Source organism: Pantoea sp. CFCC18179, assembly GCF_059412405.1.
In genome coordinates this window covers 74,204-99,130 of the sequence record NZ_JBNBPM010000010.1, presented here as the reverse complement: position 1 = coordinate 99,130, position 24,927 = coordinate 74,204, and the positions used below count along the sequence as shown (strand labels likewise).

19 protein-coding genes are annotated in these 24,927 nt (G+C 54.6%); 4 read left to right on the top strand and 15 right to left on the bottom strand.

The features are described 5' to 3' along the window. Nucleotides 1-23 precede the first annotated feature (23 nt). The 6 genes from rodZ to ACPUC7_RS18130 form a co-directional block, all read right to left on the bottom strand. Nucleotides 24-1,049 carry a cytoskeleton protein RodZ gene (gene rodZ / locus ACPUC7_RS18155; protein ID WP_494923955.1) on the bottom strand — a complete coding sequence of 342 codons (1,026 nt, stop codon included), beginning with the start codon at nt 1,047-1,049 and terminating at the stop codon, nt 24-26. Beyond that, on the bottom strand, nt 1,039-1,773 hold the full coding sequence (gene pilW / locus ACPUC7_RS18150) for a type IV pilus biogenesis/stability protein PilW (protein WP_494923954.1): 735 nt from the start codon (nt 1,771-1,773) through the stop codon (nt 1,039-1,041). The genes rodZ and pilW overlap by 11 nt, the downstream gene beginning before the upstream one ends. 75 nt (nt 1,774-1,848) lie before the next feature. Continuing rightward, nucleotides 1,849-3,018 (bottom strand): dual-specificity RNA methyltransferase RlmN, encoded by a 1,170-nt coding sequence (gene rlmN, locus ACPUC7_RS18145; RefSeq protein ID WP_494923953.1) that lies wholly within the window; start codon nt 3,016-3,018, stop codon nt 1,849-1,851. 187 nt (nt 3,019-3,205) lie between these two features. Further along, on the bottom strand, nt 3,206-3,637 hold the full coding sequence (gene ndk, locus ACPUC7_RS18140; protein ID WP_013510085.1) for a nucleoside-diphosphate kinase: 432 nt from the start codon (nt 3,635-3,637) through the stop codon (nt 3,206-3,208). Nucleotides 3,638-3,803: 166 nt separating this feature from the next. After that, the gene (gene pbpC / locus ACPUC7_RS18135; RefSeq protein WP_494923952.1) at nt 3,804-6,128 is read right to left on the bottom strand and encodes a peptidoglycan glycosyltransferase PbpC; all 2,325 of its coding nucleotides are present in this window, start codon (nt 6,126-6,128) and stop codon (nt 3,804-3,806) included. Nucleotides 6,129-6,134: 6 nt separating this feature from the next. After that, entirely contained in the window at nt 6,135-11,015 is a 4,881-nt protein-coding gene (locus ACPUC7_RS18130) for an alpha-2-macroglobulin family protein (protein ID WP_494923951.1), read from the bottom strand. Between the two features lie 151 nt (nt 11,016-11,166). Between ACPUC7_RS18130 and sseA the strand changes: the two genes are divergently transcribed. Next, nucleotides 11,167-12,009, top strand: a complete 843-nt coding sequence (sseA, locus tag ACPUC7_RS18125) for a 3-mercaptopyruvate sulfurtransferase (protein WP_494923950.1) — start codon at nt 11,167-11,169, stop codon at nt 12,007-12,009. A 50-nt stretch (nt 12,010-12,059) separates the two neighbouring features. Here sseA and sseB read toward each other — a convergent pair whose 3' ends face one another. The 5 genes from sseB to trmJ form a co-directional block, all read right to left on the bottom strand. Further along, nucleotides 12,060-12,827, bottom strand: coding sequence for an enhanced serine sensitivity protein SseB (sseB, locus tag ACPUC7_RS18120; protein ID WP_494923949.1), 768 nt, complete (start codon nt 12,825-12,827; stop codon nt 12,060-12,062). A gap of 46 nt (nt 12,828-12,873) precedes the next feature. Then, on the bottom strand, nt 12,874-14,160 hold the full coding sequence (pepB, locus tag ACPUC7_RS18115) for an aminopeptidase PepB (RefSeq protein WP_494923948.1): 1,287 nt from the start codon (nt 14,158-14,160) through the stop codon (nt 12,874-12,876). Between the two features lie 62 nt (nt 14,161-14,222). Continuing rightward, complete coding sequence (locus ACPUC7_RS18110; RefSeq protein WP_494923947.1) at nt 14,223-15,389, bottom strand: IscS subfamily cysteine desulfurase; 1,167 nt, start codon at nt 15,387-15,389, stop codon at nt 14,223-14,225. 88 nt (nt 15,390-15,477) lie between these two features. Next, nucleotides 15,478-15,975, bottom strand: a complete 498-nt coding sequence (gene iscR, locus ACPUC7_RS18105; protein ID WP_343554276.1) for a Fe-S cluster assembly transcriptional regulator IscR — start codon at nt 15,973-15,975, stop codon at nt 15,478-15,480. 135 nt (nt 15,976-16,110) lie between these two features. After that, nucleotides 16,111-16,854, bottom strand: a complete 744-nt coding sequence (trmJ, locus tag ACPUC7_RS18100) for a tRNA (cytosine(32)/uridine(32)-2'-O)-methyltransferase TrmJ (RefSeq protein ID WP_494923946.1) — start codon at nt 16,852-16,854, stop codon at nt 16,111-16,113. Between the two features lie 120 nt (nt 16,855-16,974). Between trmJ and suhB the strand changes: the two genes are divergently transcribed. Continuing rightward, complete coding sequence (gene suhB, locus ACPUC7_RS18095) at nt 16,975-17,778, top strand: inositol-1-monophosphatase (RefSeq protein WP_494923945.1); 804 nt, start codon at nt 16,975-16,977, stop codon at nt 17,776-17,778. A 41-nt stretch (nt 17,779-17,819) separates the two neighbouring features. Here suhB and ACPUC7_RS18090 read toward each other — a convergent pair whose 3' ends face one another. Continuing rightward, complete coding sequence (locus ACPUC7_RS18090) at nt 17,820-18,800, bottom strand: nickel/cobalt transporter (RefSeq protein ID WP_494923944.1); 981 nt, start codon at nt 18,798-18,800, stop codon at nt 17,820-17,822. Then, nucleotides 18,791-19,417: a DUF1007 family protein gene (locus tag ACPUC7_RS18085; protein ID WP_494923943.1), complete on the bottom strand. Its 627-nt coding sequence runs from the start codon at nt 19,415-19,417 to the stop codon at nt 18,791-18,793. The genes ACPUC7_RS18090 and ACPUC7_RS18085 overlap by 10 nt, the downstream gene beginning before the upstream one ends. Before the next feature lie 155 nt (nt 19,418-19,572). Between ACPUC7_RS18085 and csiE the strand changes: the two genes are divergently transcribed. Further along, nucleotides 19,573-20,841: a stationary phase inducible protein CsiE gene (gene csiE / locus ACPUC7_RS18080; RefSeq protein WP_494923942.1), complete on the top strand. Its 1,269-nt coding sequence runs from the start codon at nt 19,573-19,575 to the stop codon at nt 20,839-20,841. Here csiE and ACPUC7_RS18075 read toward each other — a convergent pair. Beyond that, a complete protein-coding gene (locus tag ACPUC7_RS18075) occupies nt 20,838-21,977 on the bottom strand; it encodes a 3-phenylpropionate MFS transporter (protein WP_494923941.1) in 1,140 nt (379 codons plus the stop codon). The two genes, csiE and ACPUC7_RS18075, sit on opposite strands and share 4 nt — an antisense overlap. A 130-nt stretch (nt 21,978-22,107) precedes the next feature. Next, nucleotides 22,108-23,361, bottom strand: coding sequence for a serine hydroxymethyltransferase (glyA, locus tag ACPUC7_RS18070; protein ID WP_494923940.1), 1,254 nt, complete (start codon nt 23,359-23,361; stop codon nt 22,108-22,110). 339 nt (nt 23,362-23,700) lie between these two features. Here glyA and hmpA point away from each other — a divergent pair, with 339 nt between their 5' ends. Beyond that, a complete protein-coding gene (hmpA, locus tag ACPUC7_RS18065) occupies nt 23,701-24,885 on the top strand; it encodes an NO-inducible flavohemoprotein (RefSeq protein WP_494923939.1) in 1,185 nt (394 codons plus the stop codon). Nucleotides 24,886-24,927: the final 42 nt, after the last annotated feature.

The window sequence follows — 24,927 nt, the reverse complement described above, 5'->3', positions numbered from 1 at the left end:
TTACCCGGAAAGCGCGCTGCGCGTTATTGCGCACCCAGCGTCAGACGGGCAACCTGGTTATTACGGATAAAGCGACTTAAATCAACTGGCTGATTCTGATATTGCACGTCAACCGCACTCGGTGCGCCAATTTTCAGACGATACGGAGCCGTACCGGACAAACTCAGCTTACCGCCGCTACGTTGCAAACCACTGAACAACTTTTTGCCGGTCGCATCGGTCACTTCCAGCCAGCAGCCGGCTTTAAAGTTCATCACCACCGCATTCGGATCACCCGCTGGCTGGCTGACTGCAGCATTAGCCGTCGGCATTTGGCCGGCTGGTACGCTGTTCGCCGGTGCTGGAGAAGTCGCCGCAGGCGGCGCATTATCAATTGGCGCCTGGCTTGGTGAAACCACGGCATTGTCGCTGCCGTTGGTTGCCGCAGGAGCACTGTTGTTTGCGGCAGACGCGCTGTTTGCTGGCGCGCTAGCGTTTGGTGTGGCAACTGCACCGGCACCGTTATCCACTGGCGTGCCCGCAGCGTTACTATCCGCATCGCTATTGCTGTCGCTGCTGTTTTCGCCCAACGGAATAGATTGGCTGTCGCCACCGCTGCCGTTTTGGTCGGCCATGTTCACCAGATCGGCCTGCGAAGCTTTATGGTTCTGCCACCACCACGCACCGGTTAAGCCAACCACGACGAAGATCACCAACCAGGTGAAAATCATCAGCCAACCATCACGCTTTTTACGACGCTTACCCAATGAGAAGCTCTGCATTGGCTCGATCTTGGCTGCGCGCACAGGAGCCTGCTTTGCCATCATCGGCAACAGATCATCCTCTGGCACATGCACCAAACGGGCATAAGAGCGAATGTAGCCGCGCAGGAAAGTCGAAGCTAAATCAGCAGGTGATTTGTCCTCTTCAATATCACGCACGGTAGAAAGTTTCAGGCACAGGCGTTCAGCGACGTTTTGCTGGGTCAGCCCCATCTGCTCACGGGCCAGACGCAGGCGTTCACCTGTGGAATGTACTGCAGAATTCTCTTGAGTGGCTTCAGTATTCATTAGCTAAATAACGCTGGTACTGTATCGATTGTGGAAAACTTCGCGCCAACCGGTCGCCATAACGTGTAACGTCAGCAGCGTTTCCCTGTTGCGCGGCGAAACGTATCTGTAACCATGTGCTGTCTGCCGTTGCCGGCAAATGCTGATGGTACACTTCTAAAAGCAGCGGAACTGAGTTCTGTTCCTGCTGTTCAAGCCGCCTTTCCACTTCCCTTAGCAGTTGCTTGCCCTGCTCAGGTGCGGCATCCAGCGCGTAACTTAACTGCTCGCGCGCTGCGGCACTCTCATCAGCTTGCAGGTAACAATAGCCCGAAAACAGAAATGCATCCTGACGAGCCTCGATTTCCTGCGCTTCAATTGCCAGCTTAAACTGTTGATGCGCTTCGTCATACTGCCTTAAACCGCAAAGAAACGCACCGTAATTGTTAGCCACATAGCCATTGAGTGGCGCTAACTGCTGCGCACGTTGAAAATGGCCGCGCGTTTGCGCGTGATTTTGCTGTGCCAGCGCCACACGAGCCAGCGCCAATGGCACACGATAATCATCTGGCGCAGCCTGCTGCGCACGCAACAAATTGCGCTGCGCGGCGGCATAATCTTTCACCGCCAGATACTGTAAACCTAACTGCAAACGGATATCTGCCGCGCTTTGTCGGGCTGGATGAGTGACACAACCGGTTACAACTAAGCTGGCCAACATCGCCGCGAATAATCCCTTACGCATTTCAGTCTCTCCATAAAAATTGTGCGGAGAGACTGACATGAGTTACGCCCGGTGAATATCACCAGGCGCAGAGTTTCAGAGCGCCTTCACAGAGATGGCTTCGCCCGCCATTTTCTTACGCAGCGTGCGTTTGGTACGGTCAATCACATCGCCCGCCAACTGACCACAAGCGGCATCAATATCGTCGCCACGGGTTTTACGCACAATGGTGGTGAAACCGTAATCCATCAACACTTTAGAGAAACGGTCGATGCGACTGTTCGAGCTGCGGCCATACGGCGCGCCCGGGAACGGGTTCCACGGAATCAGGTTGATTTTGCACGGCGTATCTTTCAGTAATGCCGCCAGCTCGTGCGCGTTATCGGTGCTGTCATTGACGTGATCCAGCATCACATACTCAATGGTCACGCGGCCCTGATTGGCGTTGGATTTGCCAATGTAACGCTTCACCGCGGCAAGAAACGTCTCGATGTTGTACTTCTTGTTGATCGGCACGATTTCGTCACGAATAGCATCATTAGGTGCATGCAGCGAGATCGCCAGTGCCACATCAATCATGTCGCCCAGCTTATCCAGAGCCGGAACCACACCTGAAGTCGACAGCGTGACACGGCGTTTAGACAGGCCGAAACCAAAGTCATCCAGCATGATGTCCATTGCTGGCACCACATTGTTCAGATTGAGCAGCGGCTCACCCATGCCCATCATCACCACGTTGGTGATCGGGCGCTGGCCAGTGATTTTCGCGGCACCAATGATTTTCGCGGCGCGCCATACCTGACCAATAATTTCGGAGACGCGCAGGTTGCGGTTAAAGCCCTGCTGCGCAGTCGAACAGAATTTGCACTCCAGCGCACAACCAACCTGCGAGGAGACGCACAGCGTTGCACGATCGGCTTCCGGGATATACACGGTTTCCACCAATTGGTCGCCAACACGAATCGCCCATTTGATGGTGCCATCGCTGGAACGCATCTCTTCCGCCACTTCCGGTGCACGGATTTCAGCGCGCTGCATCAATTTGCCGCGCAGTACTTTATTGATATCAGTCATCTGCTCGAAATCATCGCAGCAGTAGTGATACATCCACTTCATGACCTGATCGGCACGGAACGGCTTTTCGCCCATATCAAGAAAGAATTCGCGCATCTGCTGACGGTTAAGATCCAGCAGGTTAATTTTTTCGTTTTTTGGGGAAACAACCACGGGGGAAGCGGACGGCGGCGTCACAATCTGTTCGGACATAATATTCTCTGGCCTCGTTGTTACACGTTACGGCTCTGGTTAATAGTAGATAAAAAACTGCGCCCTCGCTGAGACTGGCTCAACAAGGGCGCATAATTGTACTACATCTGCTGCATGATGCCAGGGGGAAGCGCCTACAGTTGTTGAAAAGCTGTAAACACGCGTGTCCGCTTAGGCATCAACGCACTTAGCGAGTGCGTGGGCAGACTTCGTTTTCAGCGAAGAAGTAAGCGATTTCACGTGCTGCAGATTCAGTTGAATCAGAACCGTGGGTCGCGTTCTCGGTGAAGCTGTCAGCGTAGTCAGCACGCAGAGTACCTGCCAGCGCGTTGTCTGGGTTAGTTGCACCCATCAGATCACGGTGACGCTGAACGGCGTTTTCGCCTTCCAGTACAGAAACCACAACTGGACCAGAAGTCATGAATTCAACCAGACCATCAAAGAATGGACGACCTTTGTGCTCAGCGTAGAAGCCTTCAGCCTGCTCTTTGGTCAGGTGCAGCATTTTCGCGCCAACGATTTTGAAGCCCGCGCTTTCAAAACGGTTGTAGATAGCACCAATCACGTTCTTAGCGACGGCGTTTGGTTTCACGATTGAGAAAGTACGTTCGATTGCCATGTTGACCTCTAGTTAGCATCCTGAAGAATCCGGGAGTTCCTCCCGGTAAGAAAACGCGCCGATTATAGGGACATCATGGCGCGTTGCCTATTGGCGATTGGTGGAATTATTGAAAATAATTGATTTTTGTCGGGGCAAACACGCAAAAAATATGCCATACACGGACTCAATTTCGGCTAAATGCCACCGATGACAATTGCCCTGCTTCATCCATTACCACCAGTTGATATTGGCCCGGTTCATCCAGCACTAATGCCGCGCTACTTTTCCCCGCATCTTGTTCGATAGGTTTGCCATTCAAAAACCACCAGCGTTGTTCACCTTGCCCACCTTGCACCGCCACCGGCATCACTAACACCACTTTGCCTGGCAGCGGCTGCACATGCTGACCGTTAATTACGCCGGTAATGACCATCGGCGGCGCGCTGCCTTGATTGAGCGGCGGGCAAGCCGGATCGATGGGCGGTAAGCGTTGCGCACGCCGTTCTGCAACCGGCAGCCAAGGTTCTAACGGCAATGGCCACATCATTCGCTCATGACTTTGCGCATCAGGACAATCTGCCGCCACGCGCAATCCCTGGCTGTTTTGCCAATAACGCTGACGTAAACCGCTGACGCTTTCCTGTCCCGGTGCCAGCAGCGTTGGTGGCACGGTTTGATTCAATACCCAACTTTGACGTCGTTGACGACAATTCTCGTCGCCGATTGGCAACGGTTGACCGCCGGGCCAACAGATACTCATTGCGCTAACGGATACCGGACGCGGATCGCGCGGCGCACCCGTGATGGGCATATGCCCGGCGAGGATATGGTTAACTTGATTCATCACCGGTACTGCCGAAGCAAAACCAAACTGCCCAGCAACCGGCGTAGCATCGGGCCGACCAACCCACACGCCGATGAGATAACGTGGCGTGATGCCAATCGTCCACGCATCGCGATAGCCATAACTGGTGCCGGTTTTCCACGCTAGCGGCACAATATCAGCCACCGCTCCACTCCCCGAGGGTTGCGCTTCACCGGCCAAAATACGACGCACAATCCATGCGGCACCCGGCGACAGCAGCGGCCTTTGCTGTAACGGCTGCGTTGTCAGCCAACGCAGTTGCGCGGCATTGCCTTGCCGGGCGAAAGCACTGTAAGCCGCGACGATGTCATCAAGACGCGCGCCGGTACCGCCAAGCACCAGCGACAAATTGGGTTCGGATCCCGCCGGAAAACGCAGATTTAGCCCGACGTTACGCAAGCGTGCCGCCACGGTTTTTGGCCCTAATGCATCCAGCAGTTGCACCGCCGGCAAATTTAACGATCTCTCCAGCGCCTCGCTGGCGCTGACCGGACCGTGAAAACCGGAATCAAAGTTACCGGGACGATAATCGCCAAAACGGCGCGGCACATCTTGCAACAGGGATTCGCCGTGGATCAGCCCATCATCCAGCGCCATACCATAGACAAACGGCTTCAGCACCGAGCCAGGCGATCGCACGCTGGAGATCATATCGACATGGCCAAAACGGCTATCGTCATTAAAATCCACCGATCCAACGTAGCCGCGCACTTTCATGCTTTGATGATCCACCACCAACAGCGCCATCGAGGTACGCGGCGGCAGGTTGCTTTTTAGCGACGCGACTAAATTCTCCAATTCGCGCTGTAGCGACAGATCAATGGTTGAGGTGATTTTATTGTCGGGCGACAGCGACAATAAACGCCGAGCCAGCAATGGCGCATGTTGTGGCATCTGGCGCGGCGGCAGCCACACGCTCTCCTGTTTGATATCGGCGACATCCTGCGCGGACCAAACCTGATATTCCGCCAGTCGATCCAATACCTTATTGCGAGCGACTTCGGCGCGTTGTGGCCAGCGATCGGGCCGCAAACGACTTGGTGCCTGGGGCAACACCGCCAATAATGCCGCTTCGCCTTTGGTAAGTTGCGAGGGTGGTTTGCACAGCCACATCCAACTTGCCGCGCCCACGCCTTCAACCGTGCCGCCAAACGGCGCACGATTGAGATACAGCGTAAGAATGTCGCGCTTGGAAAGGTGATATTCAAGTTGTAGTGCGCGCCAGGCTTGCACCACTTTGCCACGCAAGGTGCGCGGTTGCGGATCAATCAGCCGCGCCACCTGCATGGTAAGCGTGCTGCCACCAGAGACAATGCCGCGATGTAACACGTTCTGCCCAACAGCGCGCACCACCGCCATCGGATTGATGCCGGGATGATGCCAGAACCAGCGATCTTCGTAGGTGAGCAATGCCTCGATGTAGGCTGGTGATACCTCGTCCAGCGTCACAGGATAGCGCCACACGCCTTGCTTGTCGGCAAAACGCCACAGCGGCGTGCCATCTTCCGCCACCACCACCCGTGCTGGTTGCATTTCCTGTAACGGCAGCGGCGACAGGCGATCCAATAGCCACAACGCAGCCAAAAACAGTAGTAAAAAAAGCGGCAGCCAGCGCCACCGCTTTAGTTTTATCGCTAGCTTCATCAATGCTTAACGCACATTGATTTTTTCTGGCGTGCTACCAATCGCCCGCCATTCCGGCACGTACATTGATTCCACCTGCGGCGGCGGCAAGCGATAACTGCCTGGCGTTACGGCGCGCGCCAGATAGAGCAAGGTGCCCGGCGTATAACCATCCAGCGCTAGCGCGGCCACAAAGCGATCGTCGCGGAATTCGATGTGCTTAATATTGGCCTGCTGCATATCCATCATACTCTCTTTCAACGCATCGGCGCTGTCGCCTAAACTGGCGCTGCTGTCGCTGAGGTTTTGGTTCTCCAGTTCAAGCCCGGCAGGCAGCAGATCGACCACCAACGCATCGCTGACGCGTTCGCTGGCCGCAACTTTCAAACGCACCACTAACAGCTCACCGCTTTTCAGATTAGTGAGGTCGGCAGGTTTGCCATCCAGCGTGAAGTATTCACGGCTGATTTTCAGCACGTTGCTGATTGGCGACGGTGCGGTGCGAGGATAACCGACCACATTCAGCGTGCCGTAAAGCGGCGATGCGTTGTCGCTTTTCACCGACAGGCCTTGTCGCAACTGTTGTTCATCAATGCCGATATTCAGCATCTGGTTGCTGCTCAGCGGTTCTGATTTGCCTTGCAGTGTCGCCTGCCAGTTTTCACCTTTATGCTGTTGCAAGGTGCGAGCGGCGAGGAACAAGGCGTTGTTCTCTTGAGTGGAGAACCAGCGTTGTCCATGCACCACTTTTGCCAATTCAATTAACAATGGGCCTTGCATCTCTGGCAGCAGTTGGTTTTCCGTCAGCAGCGACAATATCAATGCGCGATCACGCACCGGGCTGCCGTAATCGCCAAGCCAGCTGTTAGGTTTGCGCTCCAGCCCAATGCCTTGCGCCAGCGCCAATTGCGCGCGTTGTTGATCGCCCATCAGCTTCAGCGCTACGCCAAGTTGCACCAGCGCCAGACCCGATTTGGCCTGCTCACGTTTTTCATACAACGCACGCAGTGCACCCAACGGAGCTTGCTGCTGACGCGCTAGCACCAATCCAGCGTAGGCTTGTACGCTAAAACGTAAGCCATCGGCATCGCTGCTCCAGCTGGTTTCAATCTGTGCCGGATCCTGTAAATAGCGCAGCAAACGTTCATCGGCACGGCTGATGACACCCTGCGGAATGCTGTAACCGGCTTCACTGGCGCGCTGCAGGAAATCCGTGACGTAAGCAGTTAGCCAGAACTCTTCCTCGCTCTCTTTGCTCCACAGACCAAAACTGCCGTTGCCACGCTGCATGCCCGCCAAACGTGCGATGCCGGTATCAATCGAGGCGCGACGCGCTTCGTCGCTGCTGGTTTTGATGCCCATCGCCGTGAGCTGTGCGTGATTGGTGAACACTGACGGCCAAATACCGCTTGTCGTCTGTTCGAGACAACCATACGGGTAGGCGTACAGTGAACTGATAAAGCTGGCAATATTCAGCGGCGGTCGGTTACTCAGAGAAAGCTGTCCGCTCAGGGTGTCGGGCTGCAAGCCGTTAAAGGCGCTGGCCATTACCTGCCAGTTTTGACCAGTTTGCATCACGTTATCAAAACTCAACGTTTGTGCCGGATAGGGCGGACGCACCCCAATTTTCCATGTGCGCTCGCTAGGTCCCAGCTTTTCACCCGGCAAACTCATGCCGGAGACATTGACCTGCACAGCACCGTCACCAAAACCGCCCTGCGCTTTAACCGGGATTGGCAACGTGGTGCGCGCGCCTTTTGCTAACTGCACGCTGGTTGGAACCTGCCCGTTCAGCGCGATCTGCCCGCTGGCAGCGACAGTGATTTTTAACGTCTGCGCTTGATCGGTGAGGTTGGTAAGATCCAGCGCCAACGTGGCTTGATCGCCATTAGCAAGGAAACGCGGTGTCGCCAGTTCGCTGATCAACGGCGCGGCCACCACCAGCTTATGATCGGTCGATCCAAAGCTGTCGTCGCTCCACACTTGCGCCATCAAACGCAGTTCACCGTTGAAGGCCGGAATCGGCAGTTCCAGCGTACCTTCGCCGTTGGCATCCAGCGTGACGGCTTGCAATTGCTCGGCCACGATCTGCACGTCCGTCACCGGTTTTTTGCCGCCACGCGACAACGCATCGCTGTCATCGCCGTCGCCACCAAAGCGCAGCGCTGCAAGTTTGCCGCCACCTTCGATCAACTGACCAAACACATCGTATTGATCGGCGTTGTAACGCTTACGACCAAAAAACGCCTCCCACGGATTCGGCGTTTTGTAATCGGTGATGTTGAGCACGCCGCTGTCCACAGCAGAGAGCAACACCTGAACCTGCTGCGGCAATGCGCCGCCGTCGCGGCTGGCTTTCACCTTCACTTTTAAGGTTTGCTCAGGGCGGATTTTATCAGGCGCTTCGATTGTCAGCCCAAGGCGACGCGCTTCCGTCGCCATCGGCAAATGCAACAAGCCAACCGCACGTTTCGGCGTGGTACCGCTGGTTTTGTCGCCGTCACGCACCACAATGGCGCTGAGATAGAGATCGTGGCGCTGCCAGCTGTCGCTGATCGGCACATCAATGGTTGCGCCTCCGACTGGCACATCCAATGGTTGCCACCACAAGGTGCCGGTGCTGGATTCCACCATCAAATAGCCTTTTCCGGCTGCCGGTGATTCGACTTTTACATGCGCGGTATCGCCCGCATGATAAGCAGTTTTGTCGATTTTGAGTTTGACCTGATCCGGACGCAGCGCGCCGGTGCCGTTGGTGTTGTCCTGCCACCAATAACCGGCCTGGAAGCGCACGCTGCTGACGATGTTGTCACCGGCATGCACTTCTAAACGATAGGTGCCCCACTCAACCGGGAAACTGACTTTCTGACTGCCACCAGCGGGGATAGTGATGCGCTGCTGCTCTTCTTGCAGATCTTTTTGATCGAAGCGCGATTGCCAGCCTTCGCTGTCGGAGAAACTCCAGTAATAGTCACGGCGTTCGTGAATCAGGCGCACATCCAGATCTTGTGCTGCCAGCTTTTCTCCCTGGCTGTTGGCATACACCACGTCGAATTCGGCGAGGCTATTTTCTGGCACGGTCGGCTCGTCGTGATAACGATCGCTGCGATAGTCGTACACCGATTCGCTGTTGAATAATGGACGAATCGCCGGCAAGGCAGGTGCAGGCCAAATCGCTTGTGTTACGCGGCGCGTCACCGGACGACCACCGGTTTCGAGCAGGCTAGCTTGCAGGATCAAATTGAGTGGCGAATGACTCTCCTTCCAGCTGCTTTCAACATTGAGTTGCAACTTACCGCTGTCGTCGAGCTTTTCATCCACATCATCCAGCGAACGTTTCAGGTCGTCGGTGATGTCGCCAAATTGATAGCCCGGCAGTGCAGCGACCGCTTCACGCGCTGGGCGCAGGAACAGCTGCCCTTGCAGCTCGTTGCCAGCGGCGGGCGCGCCGTAAAGATATCGACCTTCAATATCAAAGGTGACATCCGCATCCGGTGTCAGCGGCTGCGCGTTGCTGTTCAGCGACAACGCCATACGCTCCGGCAGAAAATCTTCAACGTGGAACGGCCAACTGCGTGGCTGATTGTCGCCACTGTTAATACGCAGCGTCCATTCGCCCGTCATCGCTGAAGCGGGTAAAGCAAAGCGTTGTTGATAAACGCCATTTTCAGGCTGCCAGACAAAAGTTTGCGTCACTTCGCCATTGGGTTGCACCACTTCGGCTTTCACCGGTTGCGCAGGTAACGGTTTGCCATCGGCATCACGCAACAGCGCGTTGACGATCACCGTTTCGCCCGGACGATAAAGATCACGCGGACCAAACACGAAGAATTGTTTGTCGTAGCCTTGCGGACCATCAATCGGAAACTCAGCCAGATCCAGCGCCGGGCGGTTAAGATCGATCAGCGACGTTTGGCCCTTTTGTGTCGCCAGCAGCAGTTTTCCTTTGGCATTAGCCGGTAAACGCAGGTGACCGTTATTGTCGCTGCTGCCGCTCGCCAGTTGTTTGCCCTTCTCATCCAGCAGTTGCACGTTCACATCATCAAGCGGTGCGCCACTGGCGAGACTTTGCGCAAACAGTTCAAGTTGATCCGGGAACTGATGAAGCGACAAACCGATGTCGCTCAAAGTAAACAGTGTCGCCGGTTGCGTGTAGTTGTAGGTTCCGGCCTGTTTCATCACCGCCAAATAGACGCCGGGCTTTTGCAGCGCATCGACATCGCCCAACGGCAACTGCATTTTTTCACGGGTATTGCGGGCAGGATTGAGATCGAAACGTCCGCTGTAAACCAAATCGGCATTCTTCAGCAGATCGCGTGATTCCCAGTACGACATATTGTTGCCGTAATTCCACTGAGCGAGGAAATCCGCTAATGCGGCGCTTTTAACCCGGAAGAAATCAACGTCGACATTATTCACATTCAATGCCAACACCGGTAAGCCTTGCGTTAAGCGCAGCGGCAGCAATGAACCGCGACTGGCGAAACCGACCATCGGTTGGATATCGCGCGTAGTGAGTGTTTCGCTAAAAGGCTTAGATAAGGTGCTGCCATCCGCGGCTTGCAGGCTGGCATCAACGGTAATAGTCAGTTTGCGCGAAGGTTCCGGATGACGAAAACGCAGAACTTTACCGTTTTGCGCCAGCTCCCAGGCGCCATCGACGTTGCCGCTTTTGTCGTCGATGATTTTCACCCGCGAGGCAAAATCTTGTTTGCTATCCAACGGCGTGTTGAATGTCAGCACCAACGCGGCGGCGCCATCAAGTTGCAATTCAGACAGGTCGATAACATCCAGCGTTTGCTGCTTCACTACCGCCGCCGGCGTGTTCGCCGCGTGCAGAGAAACGCTGTTTAGCAACGCCCCGCCGATCACCATGCTGAGCAGCAGTCGATTAATCGTTTTTGCCATGGTAAATCCCTCACCAGTCCCAGATTTAGAGTATTGAAGTGCTAAGTTGCGCAATTTCACCTCAAGCCACCAACTTTAGCAATCATGCCCTTGAGATAGCGTTCACATTCCCGGACACTGGACGTTTCCCGTTTGCTGAGAAGAGGTTGCTATGACAGCCATGTTTGTGTCCGCTGAATGGTTGAATGAACATTACAACGAAGAAACGTTGCAAGTTTTAGATGCGCGGATGTTGCCGCCGGGTCAGGAAACGATGCGCGATATAAAGGCAGAATATCTGGCGGGTCATCTGCCCAATGCGCCGTTCTTCGACATCGAAGCCTTGTCTGACCACACCAGCCCCTACCCACACATGATGCCGCGTGCAGAATCTTTCGCTGTGGCGATGCGCGAACTGGGTGTGAATCAGGATAAACATCTGGTGGTCTATGACGAAGGCAATTTGTTCTCAGCACCACGCGCATGGTGGATGCTGCGCGCCTTCGGTTGTGCAAATGTGTCGATTTTGGCCGGTGGATTGCAAGGTTGGAAAGCCGCAGGTTTTGATACCGAAACTGGCCCCGTTAGCCTGCCAGAAGGCGAATTTGAAGCCAGCTATGATCACACGCAGGTTAAACGTCTTAACGATGTCTTGTTGATCAGCCACGAAGGTGGCGCGCAGATCGTGGATGCGCGTGCCGCCAACCGTTTCAACGCCGAAGTGGATGAACCGCGTCCCGGCTTATTACGCGGGCATATCCCGCACAGTCTCAACGTGCCGTGGAACAGTTTGGTGGTGAACGGTGAACTCAAACCGGCAGCAGAATTGCGTGATCTGTTTGCACAAGCGGGCGTGAAATTGGATCAGCCGATCGTGGCAAGTTGCGGTTCTGGCGTAACGGCCGTAGTGGTGATTCTGGCCTTGACGTCGCTAGGCGTGCGTGATGTGACGCTGTACGACGGTTCGTGGGGCGAATGGGGCAGCCGCGACGATTTGCCAATTGAGAAACCATAAGTTACGCGGGATGAACGAAACGGTCGCCAAACAAGGCGACCGTTTTTTGATTAAATAATCCGCTGACTGCCTTTGAAATCGCGCAGGAAACTGCCCCAGCGACGTTCGTAGAATGGCGTGATGTGGGCGGTGAAGAAATGGCTAACGCCGCGATCCTCATTCACTACTTCACAGATATCAATTGGCGCGTCATCCTCCAGCGTATCCGTAGCAACCCCACCTGCCGCCTGAATGATCTCATCAATATCACTGTCCGCTTCAATGCCAATCAGCAGGTTCGGTTCTTCATTGGCATTTTCACGAATGCTGGCGATATAAGCGCGACGCACCTGTTTGTATTTAGCAAACAGCTGAGTGAGCGAATCAACCATCTGCGCAGGCGGTTCAGCCACTTCAGACAACAGCAGCGCCTGGCCGCCTTCCAGCACGGTTTGCTGACTCAGCGCGCTGCCCTCTTCGCCGATCAAATGGGCAATTTCACCCGGCGAAAACTCTTTGCCTGCAGGCAATTTCGGATTGAGGAACAGCGTTTCGCCCTGAGTGATTTCAAACAGCGTACGCACCGGCATGCGCAGATAAGGCTGTTCATCTTTGATCGCCTCGCCCATCGCTTCTTCTGATGTGAAGAACGGAATCACGCTGCCGCCGCCCTCTTTTTCCCAATGCTGCAATTCCACTGGCGAAGTGGCATCAAACTGTTCAGCAGGACTTTCGCCTGGCACCCAAACATCGGCTTCCAGCAGCAGTTGGAAAAATTCCGGACGGTGCGCAGGCTCAGTGGCGGCCAGTTTCAGCACCTCTTCAAGACGGTTACTCATTTATCACTTCCAAAAAGTGGCAGGCCGACGCCTGCCGTGATGAGGATTATTTCAGTAACAGATTGGCAACTGTGCGCACACCCAAACCGGTTGCGCCAGCTGACCACTGATCGACCGCGCCTTTGCGATAGGTGGCTGAACAGTCAATGTGCAGCCAGCCTTGCTGATATTTGCTAACGAAATGCGACAGGAACGCTGCTGCGCTGCTGGCACCGGCGGGGTGCGACGGGCTGGCAATATTGTTCAAATCGGCGAAGTTGGATGGCAAATGGCTGCGATGGAACTCGGCCAGCGGCAAGCGCCAGAAAGCTTCGTTTTCACCGGTTGCACTGCCCAACAGCGATTCTGCCAGCACATCATCAAAGGTAAACAGTGCGTGGTAATCGTTGCCCAACGCGGTTTTCGCTGCACCGGTTAAGGTGGCGGCATCAATCAGCAATTCTGGATTCTGTTCGCTGGCATCGATCAAACCATCAGCCAGCACTAAACGGCCTTCGGCATCGGTATTCATCACTTCAACGGTTTTGCCGTTGCGATAGCGAATGATGTCACCGAGACGGAACGCGTTACCGCTGACCATGTTGTCGGCGCAGCACAGGAACAGTTTTACGCGCTTGTTGAGGCCGCGCGAAATCGCCAGCGCCAATGCGCCGGTTAAGGTCGCCGCGCCGCCCATGTCGGACTTCATCGAGTCCATAAAGGCGCTCTGCTTCAGGCTGTAACCGCCGGTATCAAAGGTGATGCCTTTGCCTACAAGGCAGGCATAAACCGGCGCATTTTCGTCACCGGTTGGATTGAAATCCAGCGCCAAAAATACCGGAACGCGTGAAGAACCACGACCAACCGTGTGAATACCGGCATAACCTTGCTCGCGCAGATCTTCACCTTTAGTGATGCGATAGCTCACCGCTTTGCCGCCCACTTCGTTGATCAGATCCACCGCGTTGTGCGCCAGCTGCTCTGGGCTAAGATCTTCAGCCGGCAAGTTGATGGTGTCGCGCACCCAATCGACGATCTTCAAACGACGATCAAATTCGGCTTGATCGGCTTCATTCAGTTCTGGCCATTCCACCTGGCGCTGGCCTTTCGGGCTGCGATAGCCTTGCCAGAATGCCCAGCATTTTTCCAAATCCCAGCCTTCGCCGCTTAATGCCACATGGCGAATGCCCTGGCCGTCCAGCTTACGCCCCGCACGCTGGATGCTCATCAGCGCATCAGCGCCAGTCAGGTGAACGGTCATGCCACTGTCATTGCTGCTCAGCAACGCTTTCTCACCCCAGCGCGCATCGGCGGCCTGGGAGCTGAGCGTAATTGTCATCGGTTGTGTTGTCATCGCGTGGCTCCGTTTGCGTTAGGTGTCACCTTGCGCCAGAACCGGCGCAAGGGGTGCAAGATTTAGCGGGTCGCAGGCGATAAAGCGCGCAAACGCGTTACCGCTTTGTTAACCAGCTCAATAGCGTAGTCAATTTCCTCTGCTGTGGTGAAGCGTCCGAGTGAGAAACGCAGCGAACTGTGTGCCAGTTCCTGCTCAACGCCCATCGCGCGCAATACATAAGAGGGTTCGAGGCTTGCCGAGGTACAAGCCGAACCAGACGACAGCGCCAAATCTTTCAGCGCCATGATCAGTGATTCGCCATCGACCTGGGCAAAACTGATATTCAGGATGTTCGGTGCGCCCTGCTCCAGCGAACCGTTGAGATTTACCTGGCCTAATTTATTGATGCCCTGCCACAGACGCAAGCGCAGTTCAGCCAGACGCGCCATTTCCGTGCTCATCTCTTCACGTGCGATGCGATAGGCTTCGCCCATGCCGACGATCTGATGAACCGGCAAGGTACCAGAACGCATGCCGCGTTCGTGCCCGCCGCCATGCATCTGTGCATCAATTTGCAGTTTTGGTTTGCGACGCACCCACAGCGCGCCAATGCCTTTCGGGCCATAAAGTTTGTGCGCCGAAAACGACATCAAATCCACTGGTATCGTGCTGACATCAAGCGGCAATTTGCCGACGCTTTGCGTGGCATCGACGTGAAACAAAATGTCGCGCGCACGACACAGCGCGCCAAGTGCGGCGATGTCCTGAATCACACCGGTTTCATTGTTGACGTGCATCAGCGACACCAGCACAGTGTCATCACGCAAAGCGGATTCCAGCATCTGCGGCGTGACAATGCCGTCGCTGCCAGGCTGTAAAAAGGTGACATCAAAGCCTTCGCGCTCCAGCTGCAAGCAACTGTCGAGCACCGCTTTGTGTTCGGTTTGGCTGGTGATGATGTGTTTGCCGCGCGCCTGATGGAATTGGGCTGCACCTTTGATTGCCAGGTTATCAGCTTCGGTGGCGCCGGAGGTAAAAACAATTTCACGCGGATCGGCATTGACCAGCTCAGCAATTTGATTGCGAGCGACATCAACGGCTTCTTCAGCCTGCCAGCCAAAACGGTGAGAACGGGAAGCGGGGTTACCGAAGGTGCCATCCAAGGTGAGGCATTGCATCATTTTGGTGGCGACACGCGGATCGGCAGGCGTGGTGGCCGCGTAATCCAGGTAAATCGGTAATTTCATTGCGCTACAACTCCGTATAAAAAATCATACGTCTTTATAGCACATTCGACCTTTCCCGTATGAACAGGAAAGGCCGAAGGAGAACAGATTAAGCGCGCAGATTAACGTTGATGGTTTCTTGCACACGATGCTGCTGGAAGCGACGGTTATCGACAGTGTTCTGACGATCGGCGACTTCGAGGATTTCTTGATTGTTGACCAGTTCCGCCAACGTGATGTTATTGAGGAAGTCGCTGATGCGCTCGCTCAGATCACGCCACAAGACGTGAGTTAGGCAACGCTCGCCGCCCTGGCAGCCTTCTTTGCCTTGGCATTTGGTAGCGTCGACAGATTCGTCAACGGCGGTAATAACCGCGCCCACTGCAATCGCGCTGGATTCTTTGCCTAACAGATAACCGCCACCTGGACCACGCACGCTGGCCACTAAGCCGTGCTTACGCAGACGCGAGAATAACTGCTCCAGATAGGAGAGCGAAATGCCCTGACGCTCAGAAATGTCAGCCAGCGGCACCGGGCCCTCATTCGAGTGCAGTGCAACGTCCAGCATAGCGGTTACGGCATAACGTCCTTTGGATGTCAGTCTCATAGCATACAACCTCGTAAGCGTCCGTCCGGTTATCGGCGGGTTATCTGATGAATTGCATGCAGTCTGACATTCCTGAGTAAAACGGTCAACTATTTAACCGAGTAATTTGCTCAACTATTTAACCAAGCGTTTTACTCAACTATTATCCCCATTACCTTTGCGCTTTTCGAACGAAGCCATCATGCCGCGCAGGATGTTGAGTTCATCACGCTCTGGACGTGCACGCGTATATAAACGACGCAATTTGCTCATCACCTGGCTCGGCGTGCCTTCGCGGATAAAGCCGCTGTTCAGCATCATCAGCTCGATATGCTGATAGAAGCGCTCCAGATCGTCCACCAGCGGATACGGCGACTCTTCAGGTTCGGCGGTTGGCGCGGCTTTCTCTTGCGCATCCAGCCATGCCATGCGCACTTCATAAGCGATGATCTGTACTGCCATCGCCAGGTTCAGCGAGCTGTATTCTGGATTGGCTTGAATCGCCACGTGATAATGACACTTCTGCAACTCTTCGTTGGTCAGGCCAACACGTTCGCGACCAAACACCAGTGCCACCGGAGCTTGCTGGCCCTCTTCCACGCTTTTCACGCCACATTCACGTGAATTGAGCATTGGCCAAGGCAGCGAACGCGAACGTGCGCTGGTACCAACCACCAGACTGCATCCGGCGATGGCTTCATCCATGGTATCGACAATGCGCGCATTACCGATCACATCGCTGGCACCGGCAGCGAGCGAGATAGCCTGAGAATCAGGTTTCACCAGCGGGTTCACCAAATAGAGGTTGGTTAAGCCCATGGTTTTCATGGCGCGCGCGACAGAACCCATGTTGCCGGTGTGCGAAGTTTCTACCAGTACGATTCGGATATTTTGCAGCATAATTAGAGGCGGTCAGGAAATGATGGCGCGCATCCTAACATAAAAAGAGGACATTTGCTGAACACACTGATATACTCCGCGCCGTTTTCCCCGTTCTTTAACATCCAGCGAGAGATACCGATGCATCCGATGCTCAACATCGCCGTGCGCGCAGCGCGCAAGGCCGGAAATTTAATTGCCAAGAATTATGAAACCCCGGACGCAGTTGAAGCTAGCCAGAAAGGCAGCAACGACTTCGTTACCAATGTTGACCGTGACGCAGAACGTCTGATTATCGAAGTAATTCGTAAATCGTACCCGAAACACACCATCATCACCGAAGAAAGCGGTGAACTGGCGGGCGAAGATCAGGACATTCAATGGGTAATCGATCCGCTGGATGGCACCACCAACTTCATCAAACGTCTGCCACACTTCTCAGTTTCTATCGCTGTGCGCATCAAAGGCCGCACCGAAGTCGCTGTGGTTTACGATCCAATGCGCAACGAACTGTTCACCGCGGTACGCGGTCAGGGCGCACAGCTGAATGGCTATCGTCTGCGCGGCAGCACTGCTCGCGATCTGGATGGCACCATTCTGGCGACCGGTTTCCCGTTCAAGCTTAAACAGCACGCAACCCCTTACATCAACATCGTTGGCAAACTGTTCACTCAGTGTGCAGACTTCCGTCGCACCGGTTCAGCTGCGCTGGATCTGGCTTACACCGCTGCGGGCCGCGTTGATGGTTTCTTCGAGATTGGTTTGAAGCCTTGGGATTTTGCGGCTGGCGAACTGCTGGTGCGTGAAGCGGGCGGTCTGGTAACTGACTTCACCGGCAACCACGGCTACGTGATGTCAGGTAACATCGTTGCCGGTAACCCACGCGTAGTGAAAGCGATGCTGGCAACCATGCGCGAAGAATTGAGCGAAGCGCTGAAGCGCTAAGCATGAAAAAGGCGGATGTGATATCCGCCTTTTTTTTCGTCTTAAAACGGTCTCAACCCGCTGCTCATCATCGGACGCGCGGCTTGCCACAGCACCATTCCCGCCAGTACCAACAACGCACCACCGGCTAACGCCAGCAACGACATCAGCATTTTCACCCGCAGTGAATTGCCATTGCCTGCGCCGAGTTTTTCCGCCAGCCGGCGCGAGCGTTGTACCAGTAAGCCCATGGCCGAAACCGTCAACGCCGTGCCGATCGCCATCGCTACCGCCGACGCTACGCCCCACGCATACACGCCAATCACCTTGGCAAACAGCAGCATCATGATCGCGCCAGAACAAGGGCGCAGTCCCATCGAGAACACCACCAGCGCCTGAGTTTTGCCACTGACGGCTTGATCCATTTGCGCGACACTCGGCAGATGCGCATGGCCGCAGCCGCAATGTTCGTCGTGCTGATAATGCGGGCGAAGCGCATGAATCTGCATCTTTGGCGCGGGACGCAATAATTGGCGCAAGGTACGTAATGCTCGCCAACCGACCCAACATCCCAGCGCCATCACCAGCAGATAACTGCCCTTCTCCAGCCAATAGCTGCCGAGATGCATCTGGCGTGACGAGGTTTGCAATATCACCAACATCACGGTGACCAATCCAATCGCCACGCCACCTTGCAGCAGCGCCGCCAGCAACGTCAGTTTCATACTGGTTTTCAATTTGGCCGGATGTGTGGCGAGAAAAGTACTGATCACCACTTTGCCATGTCCCGGCCCCAGCGCGTGCAACACGCCATATGCCAGACTGAACAGCATCAACGTCACGCCCGCCTGGTGTGGTTGTTCGGCGACTTGCTGCAGCAGTTGCGTCATCTCGCGATTCAGGACTTTTTGCCATAACACGCTTTGCAGCAAAATCTGCGACCAATGCTGCCACAGCAATACGCCAGCCAGCAGCAGCAACGCCGCCATCAGCCACAACGGCCATAAACGACGTGAAACGGCAGGAAGGGAATTTAATGACATGTCAGCGTAACCGTTTGAGCGAATTGCTGGCCGAGATCCATTTCTTCCGGCGGCGCATCAGCTTTATCCAGTGAGAGCGCATATTGCTTGAGCGAATCATCCGGCTTGGGCGTGTGCAGATCGATTTGGCAATGCGCTTTCACGCTGTCATCCATGGTCAATGCCTGCGGGTTGTCGTAATACATATCCACGAAATAGCTCGTATCAAAGGTTTGAATTCGGTACTGCTTAGCGCTCAATGACTGCGGCTCGCCGAGCGGCACGATAAATTCCAGCACCGCTTTGTTGCCGCTGCGCGACAGGTTGTACTCTTTCGGCAGATTGAGGAACTTCACCCGATTTTTGTCCTGCCACACTTCGGTGAAATAGTGCTGCCCCATTACGTTCGCCATCACTTGTGCCGCCAGCTTTTTCCATACCACATCGCCCGGCTTGGCTTTGCCCGCATCGTAGAGCAGATCGGCCGAGGTAATTTCATCCATGGTCCAGACCATTTTCATGCCGCTTAAATGGTCATTTTCACTGATGAACTCGGTTTTCATATCAATAAAGCTGTGCGGATGTGACCAGGCTGCCGTGCTGAACAACAGCGTAATGGTAATGAGTGCAATTTTCATGTGTTATAAAGTAACAATTTTAAAGTGAAGTGTAGAGTGGTCCAAAAAAATTGTGACCCGCCCTAAAGCTCTGAACAAAAGTCACGACAAAGTGCAAGGTTACCGCAAGGAGTTAGCTATTCTTAGCTCAAAAATGACCTGCGGATAAACCCTTGATGAGTTCTGCAACTTCTTCTGCACCACTCTTCAGCCGTTCTCAGCGTCGCTGTCATTTGTTACTGCTGCTATTTCTGCCCGCTCCCGCGTTGACGCTTGAAAAGCTCTGCCAGTTAAATGGTGTGGCGCCTGTTGTTGCCCGACAGGATATCGCGGATGTGGGAGAGGAGATACAGCGTTACTACCAACTGGAACTGCATCAGATGGTGGATGGCAGCTTCCGCATTCATGGGACGGAACTGGACAGGCGGCTATGCCTGATCCATTGGCTGCGACGCGCACTGCGCTTGTCGCAGGATTTTGTCTGCGAGCATTTTGCGCCGGTACTGCGTCAACGGTTGAAAGTGCTGAAAATCGAGAAAGCGTTGTGGGATGAAACCAACCTGCAAGCGTTGATTCAGCACTGTAGCCTGCGGCTGGCGCGCGACTTCACGCCCCGCGATCGCCTGTTTCTGCAAATCTTCATGAAATACGCACTGTGTCAGCGGCAAAATGCCCTTTTCAATGCTGATCAACGCAGCTGGTTAGCGGAAAAATTCGAGCGTGGCGCGGCGGATGACGTGATTCACCATTGGCAGAAACGTTGCCATTTAGCGCCCGATGTCAGCGAGACCGATTTCTGGACGCTGCTGTTCAGCCTGATTCATGCGCCGGATGCTACGCAACTTGATCATCCGCAAGCGGTAAAGCTGATGCAGTCGGTGGAGGCGTTGATTAGCCACTTTGAACAATTGGCGCAGACGCAATTCAAAAATCGCCATGAGCTGACTCAGCAGCTATTCACCCATTTGGCGCAGGCGTTGGATCGCAGCCATTTTTCTATTGGTATTGATAACAGCGTGGCGCTGGATGTGGCGCGACTTTATCCACGTTTGCTGCGCACCACCGAACGCGCGCTGGAACATTTCAGCCGCGAGTTTGCGACACGTTTCAGTAGCGAAGAAGTGAGTTTGGTGGCGGTGCTGTTTGGTGCCTGGCTGATGCAGGAGAGCGCATTGCAGGAAAAGCAGGTTCTGCTGCTGACCGGCGCAGATGCTGCGCTGGAACAGTTGCTGGAGCAGCAACTGCGCGAAATGACGCTGTTGCCGATCAACATCTCTTATCAGGACGTTTTGCACTTCCAGCGTGAAGGCGCGCCGCGAGATATCGCGCTGGTGATTACGCCATATGCGATTTCATTGCCACTATTCTCGCCACCGCTGATTCACGCGGAGCTGCCGCTGAGTCACCATCAGCAGCAGCGTATTCGCCAATTGCTAGAAACTTAAGCCGCGCGGGGTCGCAGGAACAAAGCTGGCAGTGCGACGCAAGCCATCACCCAGAACAGATGGCCTTGTAGATGAGCGAACAGCACGCCGCAGATCATCGTCATCACTGCAATCCCGCCGCCCATCGCCAACGCCGAGTAAAGCGATTGCAGGCGAATCACTTCCGCACCTTTGCGTGCCGCGATAAACCGCATCGCCGCCAAATGGCAGACGGTAAAACTGCCGCAGTGCAGAATCTGCGCCACGATTAACAGTGGTAATGCGGTGCTTGATCCCAGTAGCGTCCAGCGCACAATCGCACACACGCCAGAGAGCAACAGCAGATCGCGCGCGCTCCAGCGGCGGAACAGTCGGCTACTGAGGGCAAACACGATGATTTCAGCCACCACGCCCAATGACCATAGATAGCCAACTATCGATGCGGAGTAGCCGCTTTCTTGCCACCAAATGGCGCTGAAACTGTAGTATGCCGCGTGCGCGCCTTGCAACAACGTCACGCAGACCATAAAGCGCCATACCGCGTTTTCGCGCAATAAAACGCGCCACGCTTGCCAGCCGCCATCGGTGGATGTCTGCCGTTCGCTGCCCTGCGGTTGCGTAGCGGGCGTCAGCATCATTCCGGCTAACATGCTGATCGCACCGAAGGACAACAGCACTAAAATCGCCTGCGACGAAAACGCACTGACCAGCATGCCGGTTAATGCAGAGCTGATGACAAACGCCAGCGATCCCCATAAGCGCACCGGGCCGTAGGCCAGACCAATTTGCTGCGTCCAGGTCGCCGCTAACGCATCACTCAGTGGAACCAGCGGCGAGAAAAACAGGTTGAAGCCCACCATCACCAGCAGCAGCCACATCCACTGTTGTCCGACCCAATATCCGATGGCGAACAAACAGGTCATCAGCGCCAACAGGCGCAATGCGGTGATCAGCTGTGAGGGATTTTTCACCTGTGAGGCAATCAGTAAACTGCCGACAAAGCGCGCCACCATGCCACAACCGAGCAGCAGGCCAATTTTTTCGGCGTCGAGTCCGGTGCCTTTCAGCCAGACGCTCCAAAAAGGCAGGTAAATGCCGTAACAAAAGAAGTACGTGAAGTAGCCTAATCCCAGCCATCTGGCCGATCCGATTGCCATAATCCCTCCAGCAAAAATGCTGCTCAGCAGCACAAGTGGTCGCTACTTTGTCAGAGCAATGTCGTAGCGGCAATAAAAAAAGGATGGCTTGCGCCATCCTTTTTTAATGCTGCATCAGCAGGCGTAAACGTTACGCGTAAACCGGCAGGCGGCTGCAAATATCCAGCACTTTCTGCTTGGTGCGTTCGATGGTCGCTTCGTCGTTGATGTTGTCCAGAACGTCAGCGATCCAGCCAGCCAGTTCACGCACGTGAGCTTCTTTGAAGCCACGACGCGTTACTGCTGGAGTACCGATACGCACACCAGAGGTCACGAATGGGCTCTTCGGATCGTTAGGTACGCTGTTTTTGTTCACGGTGATGTTAGCGCGGCCCAAAGCGGCATCGGCTTCTTTACCGGTCAGGTTTTTGCTCACCAGATCAATCAGGAACAGGTGGTTGTAGGTGCCACCAGAAACGATGTTGTAACCGCGCTCCAGCAGAACTTCCACCATCGCTTTAGCGTTCTTAGCAACCTGCTGCTGATAAGTTTTGAACTCAGGCTCCATCGCTTCTTTGAACGCTACCGCTTTACCAGCAATCACGTGCATCAAAGGACCGCCCTGACCACCAGGGAACACCGCTGAGTTCAGTTTTTTATAAAGCTCTTCATCACCGTTTTTCGCCAGGATCAGACCGCCACGTGGACCCGCCAGGGTTTTGTGCGTGGTTGATGTCACGATGTGGGCATGTGGAACCGGGTTCGGATAAACGTCTGCAGCGATCAGACCAGCAACGTGCGCCATGTCAACGAACAGGTACGCGCCAACGCTATCAGCGATTTCACGCATTTTGGCCCAGTCGCACACGCCAGAGTAAGCAGAGAAACCACCGACGATCATTTTTGGCTTGTGGGTTTGCGCCAGTTCAGCCAGTTCGTCGTAGTTGATTTTGCCGGTTTCATCGATGCCGTAAGGAATCACGTTATACAGCTTGCCAGACAGGTTAACCGGAGAACCGTGGGTCAGGTGACCACCGTGCGCCAGGTTCATGCCCAAAATGGTGTCGCCCGGTTGCAGCAAAGCGGTGTAGACCGCGAAGTTGGCCTGCGAGCCTGAATGCGGCTGCACGTTAGCAAAATCAGCACCGAACAGCTCTTTCGCACGGTCAATCGCCAACTGCTCAACGATATCAACGTATTCACATCCGCCGTAATAGCGCTTGCCCGGATAGCCTTCGGCATACTTGTTGGTGAGCTGTGAACCTTGCGCCTGCATTACGCGTGGGCTGGTGTAGTTTTCAGAAGCAATCAGTTCAATGTGCTCTTCCTGACGCACTTTCTCTTGCTCCATAGCCTGCCACAACGCGGCATCATAATCGGCAATGTTCATATCACGCTTTAACATCCGGACTCTCCTGACTCAGCTAACTTTTTAAAGGCAGTTTAGGCCCCGGTAAGGGGGCGAAGGCGAACAGTGTAAACGGTTTTGACAGGTGACGGTAGCGCCAACCCCCACTTTTTGCGCAAACGTTTGGCATGGCGCTGGAACGGGTTTTTTACGCTTTTTTGCAAGCCTAAAAATCACGATTTTTCCTCACAAACAGCAGGAAAAAATTTCAGCTTTGCGGCGCAGATTCCAACTTTTCTGCTTAACCCCTAAACAAATCGAGGGATTTACAGACAGACGCAATGGGAATAACATGCATTTAAAATACATGTTTAAATTCACCTTGAGGACGTCACTATGCTCGACGCGCAAACCATCGCTACCATCAAATCCACGCTGCCTGCGATTGCTCAGATTGGACCGCAGCTGACCGGTCATTTTTACCAGCGCCTGCTAACGCAGCACCCTGAACTGAAGAATGTCTTCAACATGAACAATCAGCGCAGCGGCAATCAACGTGAGGCGCTGTTTAATGCCATCGTTGCCTATGGCAGCAACCTGGAAAATCTGGCGGTATTGCTGCCTGCGGTAGAGAAAATTGCGCAGAAGCATACCAGCCTGAACATCCAGCCTGAGCAGTACGCCATCGTTGGTGAAAATCTGCTGGCGACCATTGATGAACTGTTGCATCCGGGTGAAGAAGTGTTGACCGCGTGGGGCAAGGCGTATGGCGTACTCGCCGATGTATTTATTCAGCGCGAAGAAGCGATTTATCGCGAATCCGAAGAAAAAAATGGCGGCTGGCGCGGTGCGCGAGACTTCCGCATTCGCACCATTAAGCAGGAAAGCGCGGTAATCAAAAGCTTTGAACTGGTGCCCAACGACGGCCAACCTGTTGCGACATTCCTGCCAGGCCAATATTTGGCAATTAGCCTGCACCCTGCAGCAAGCGAGCACATCCAACATCGCCAATACTCTTTAACGCACCAGCCGAACGGCAAATCCTATCGCATTGCGGTAAAACGCGAAGAGTTGGGTAGCGTGTCCAATTGGCTGCACGATAACGCCCAAGTGGGTGATATTGTGCAATGCGCCGCGCCAGCCGGAGATTTCTTCCTGCAAGCACAACCGACAACGCCGATTACACTGATCTCTGCGGGCGTCGGCCAAACCCCGATGCTCGCCATGCTGGCGAATCTGGCAGAGCAACAACATCCTGCCGCGGTGAATTGGTTACACGCCGCCGAAACAGGTGCGCAGCATGCCTTTGCAGAGGAAGTAAAAACTCTCGGCGCGCAGTTGCCGAACTTCGCCAGCCACGTGTGGTATCGCCAACCAAACAGTGAAGATGCGGGACGCTATGATGCGCAAGGCTTGATGGATTTAGCCAGCGTTTCTGAGACGTTAAATCAGAGTGAACGCCAATTCTGGCTGTGCGGCCCGCTGGTGTTTATGCAGTTTGTTGCGCGCCAGTTGGTTGATGCCGGTGTCAGCGTCGATCGTATTCATTACGAAGTGTTTGGCCCGCACAAAGTGCTGTAAAAGAAAAAAGCCTGCGCAATGCAGGCTTTTTTAGGCAACACG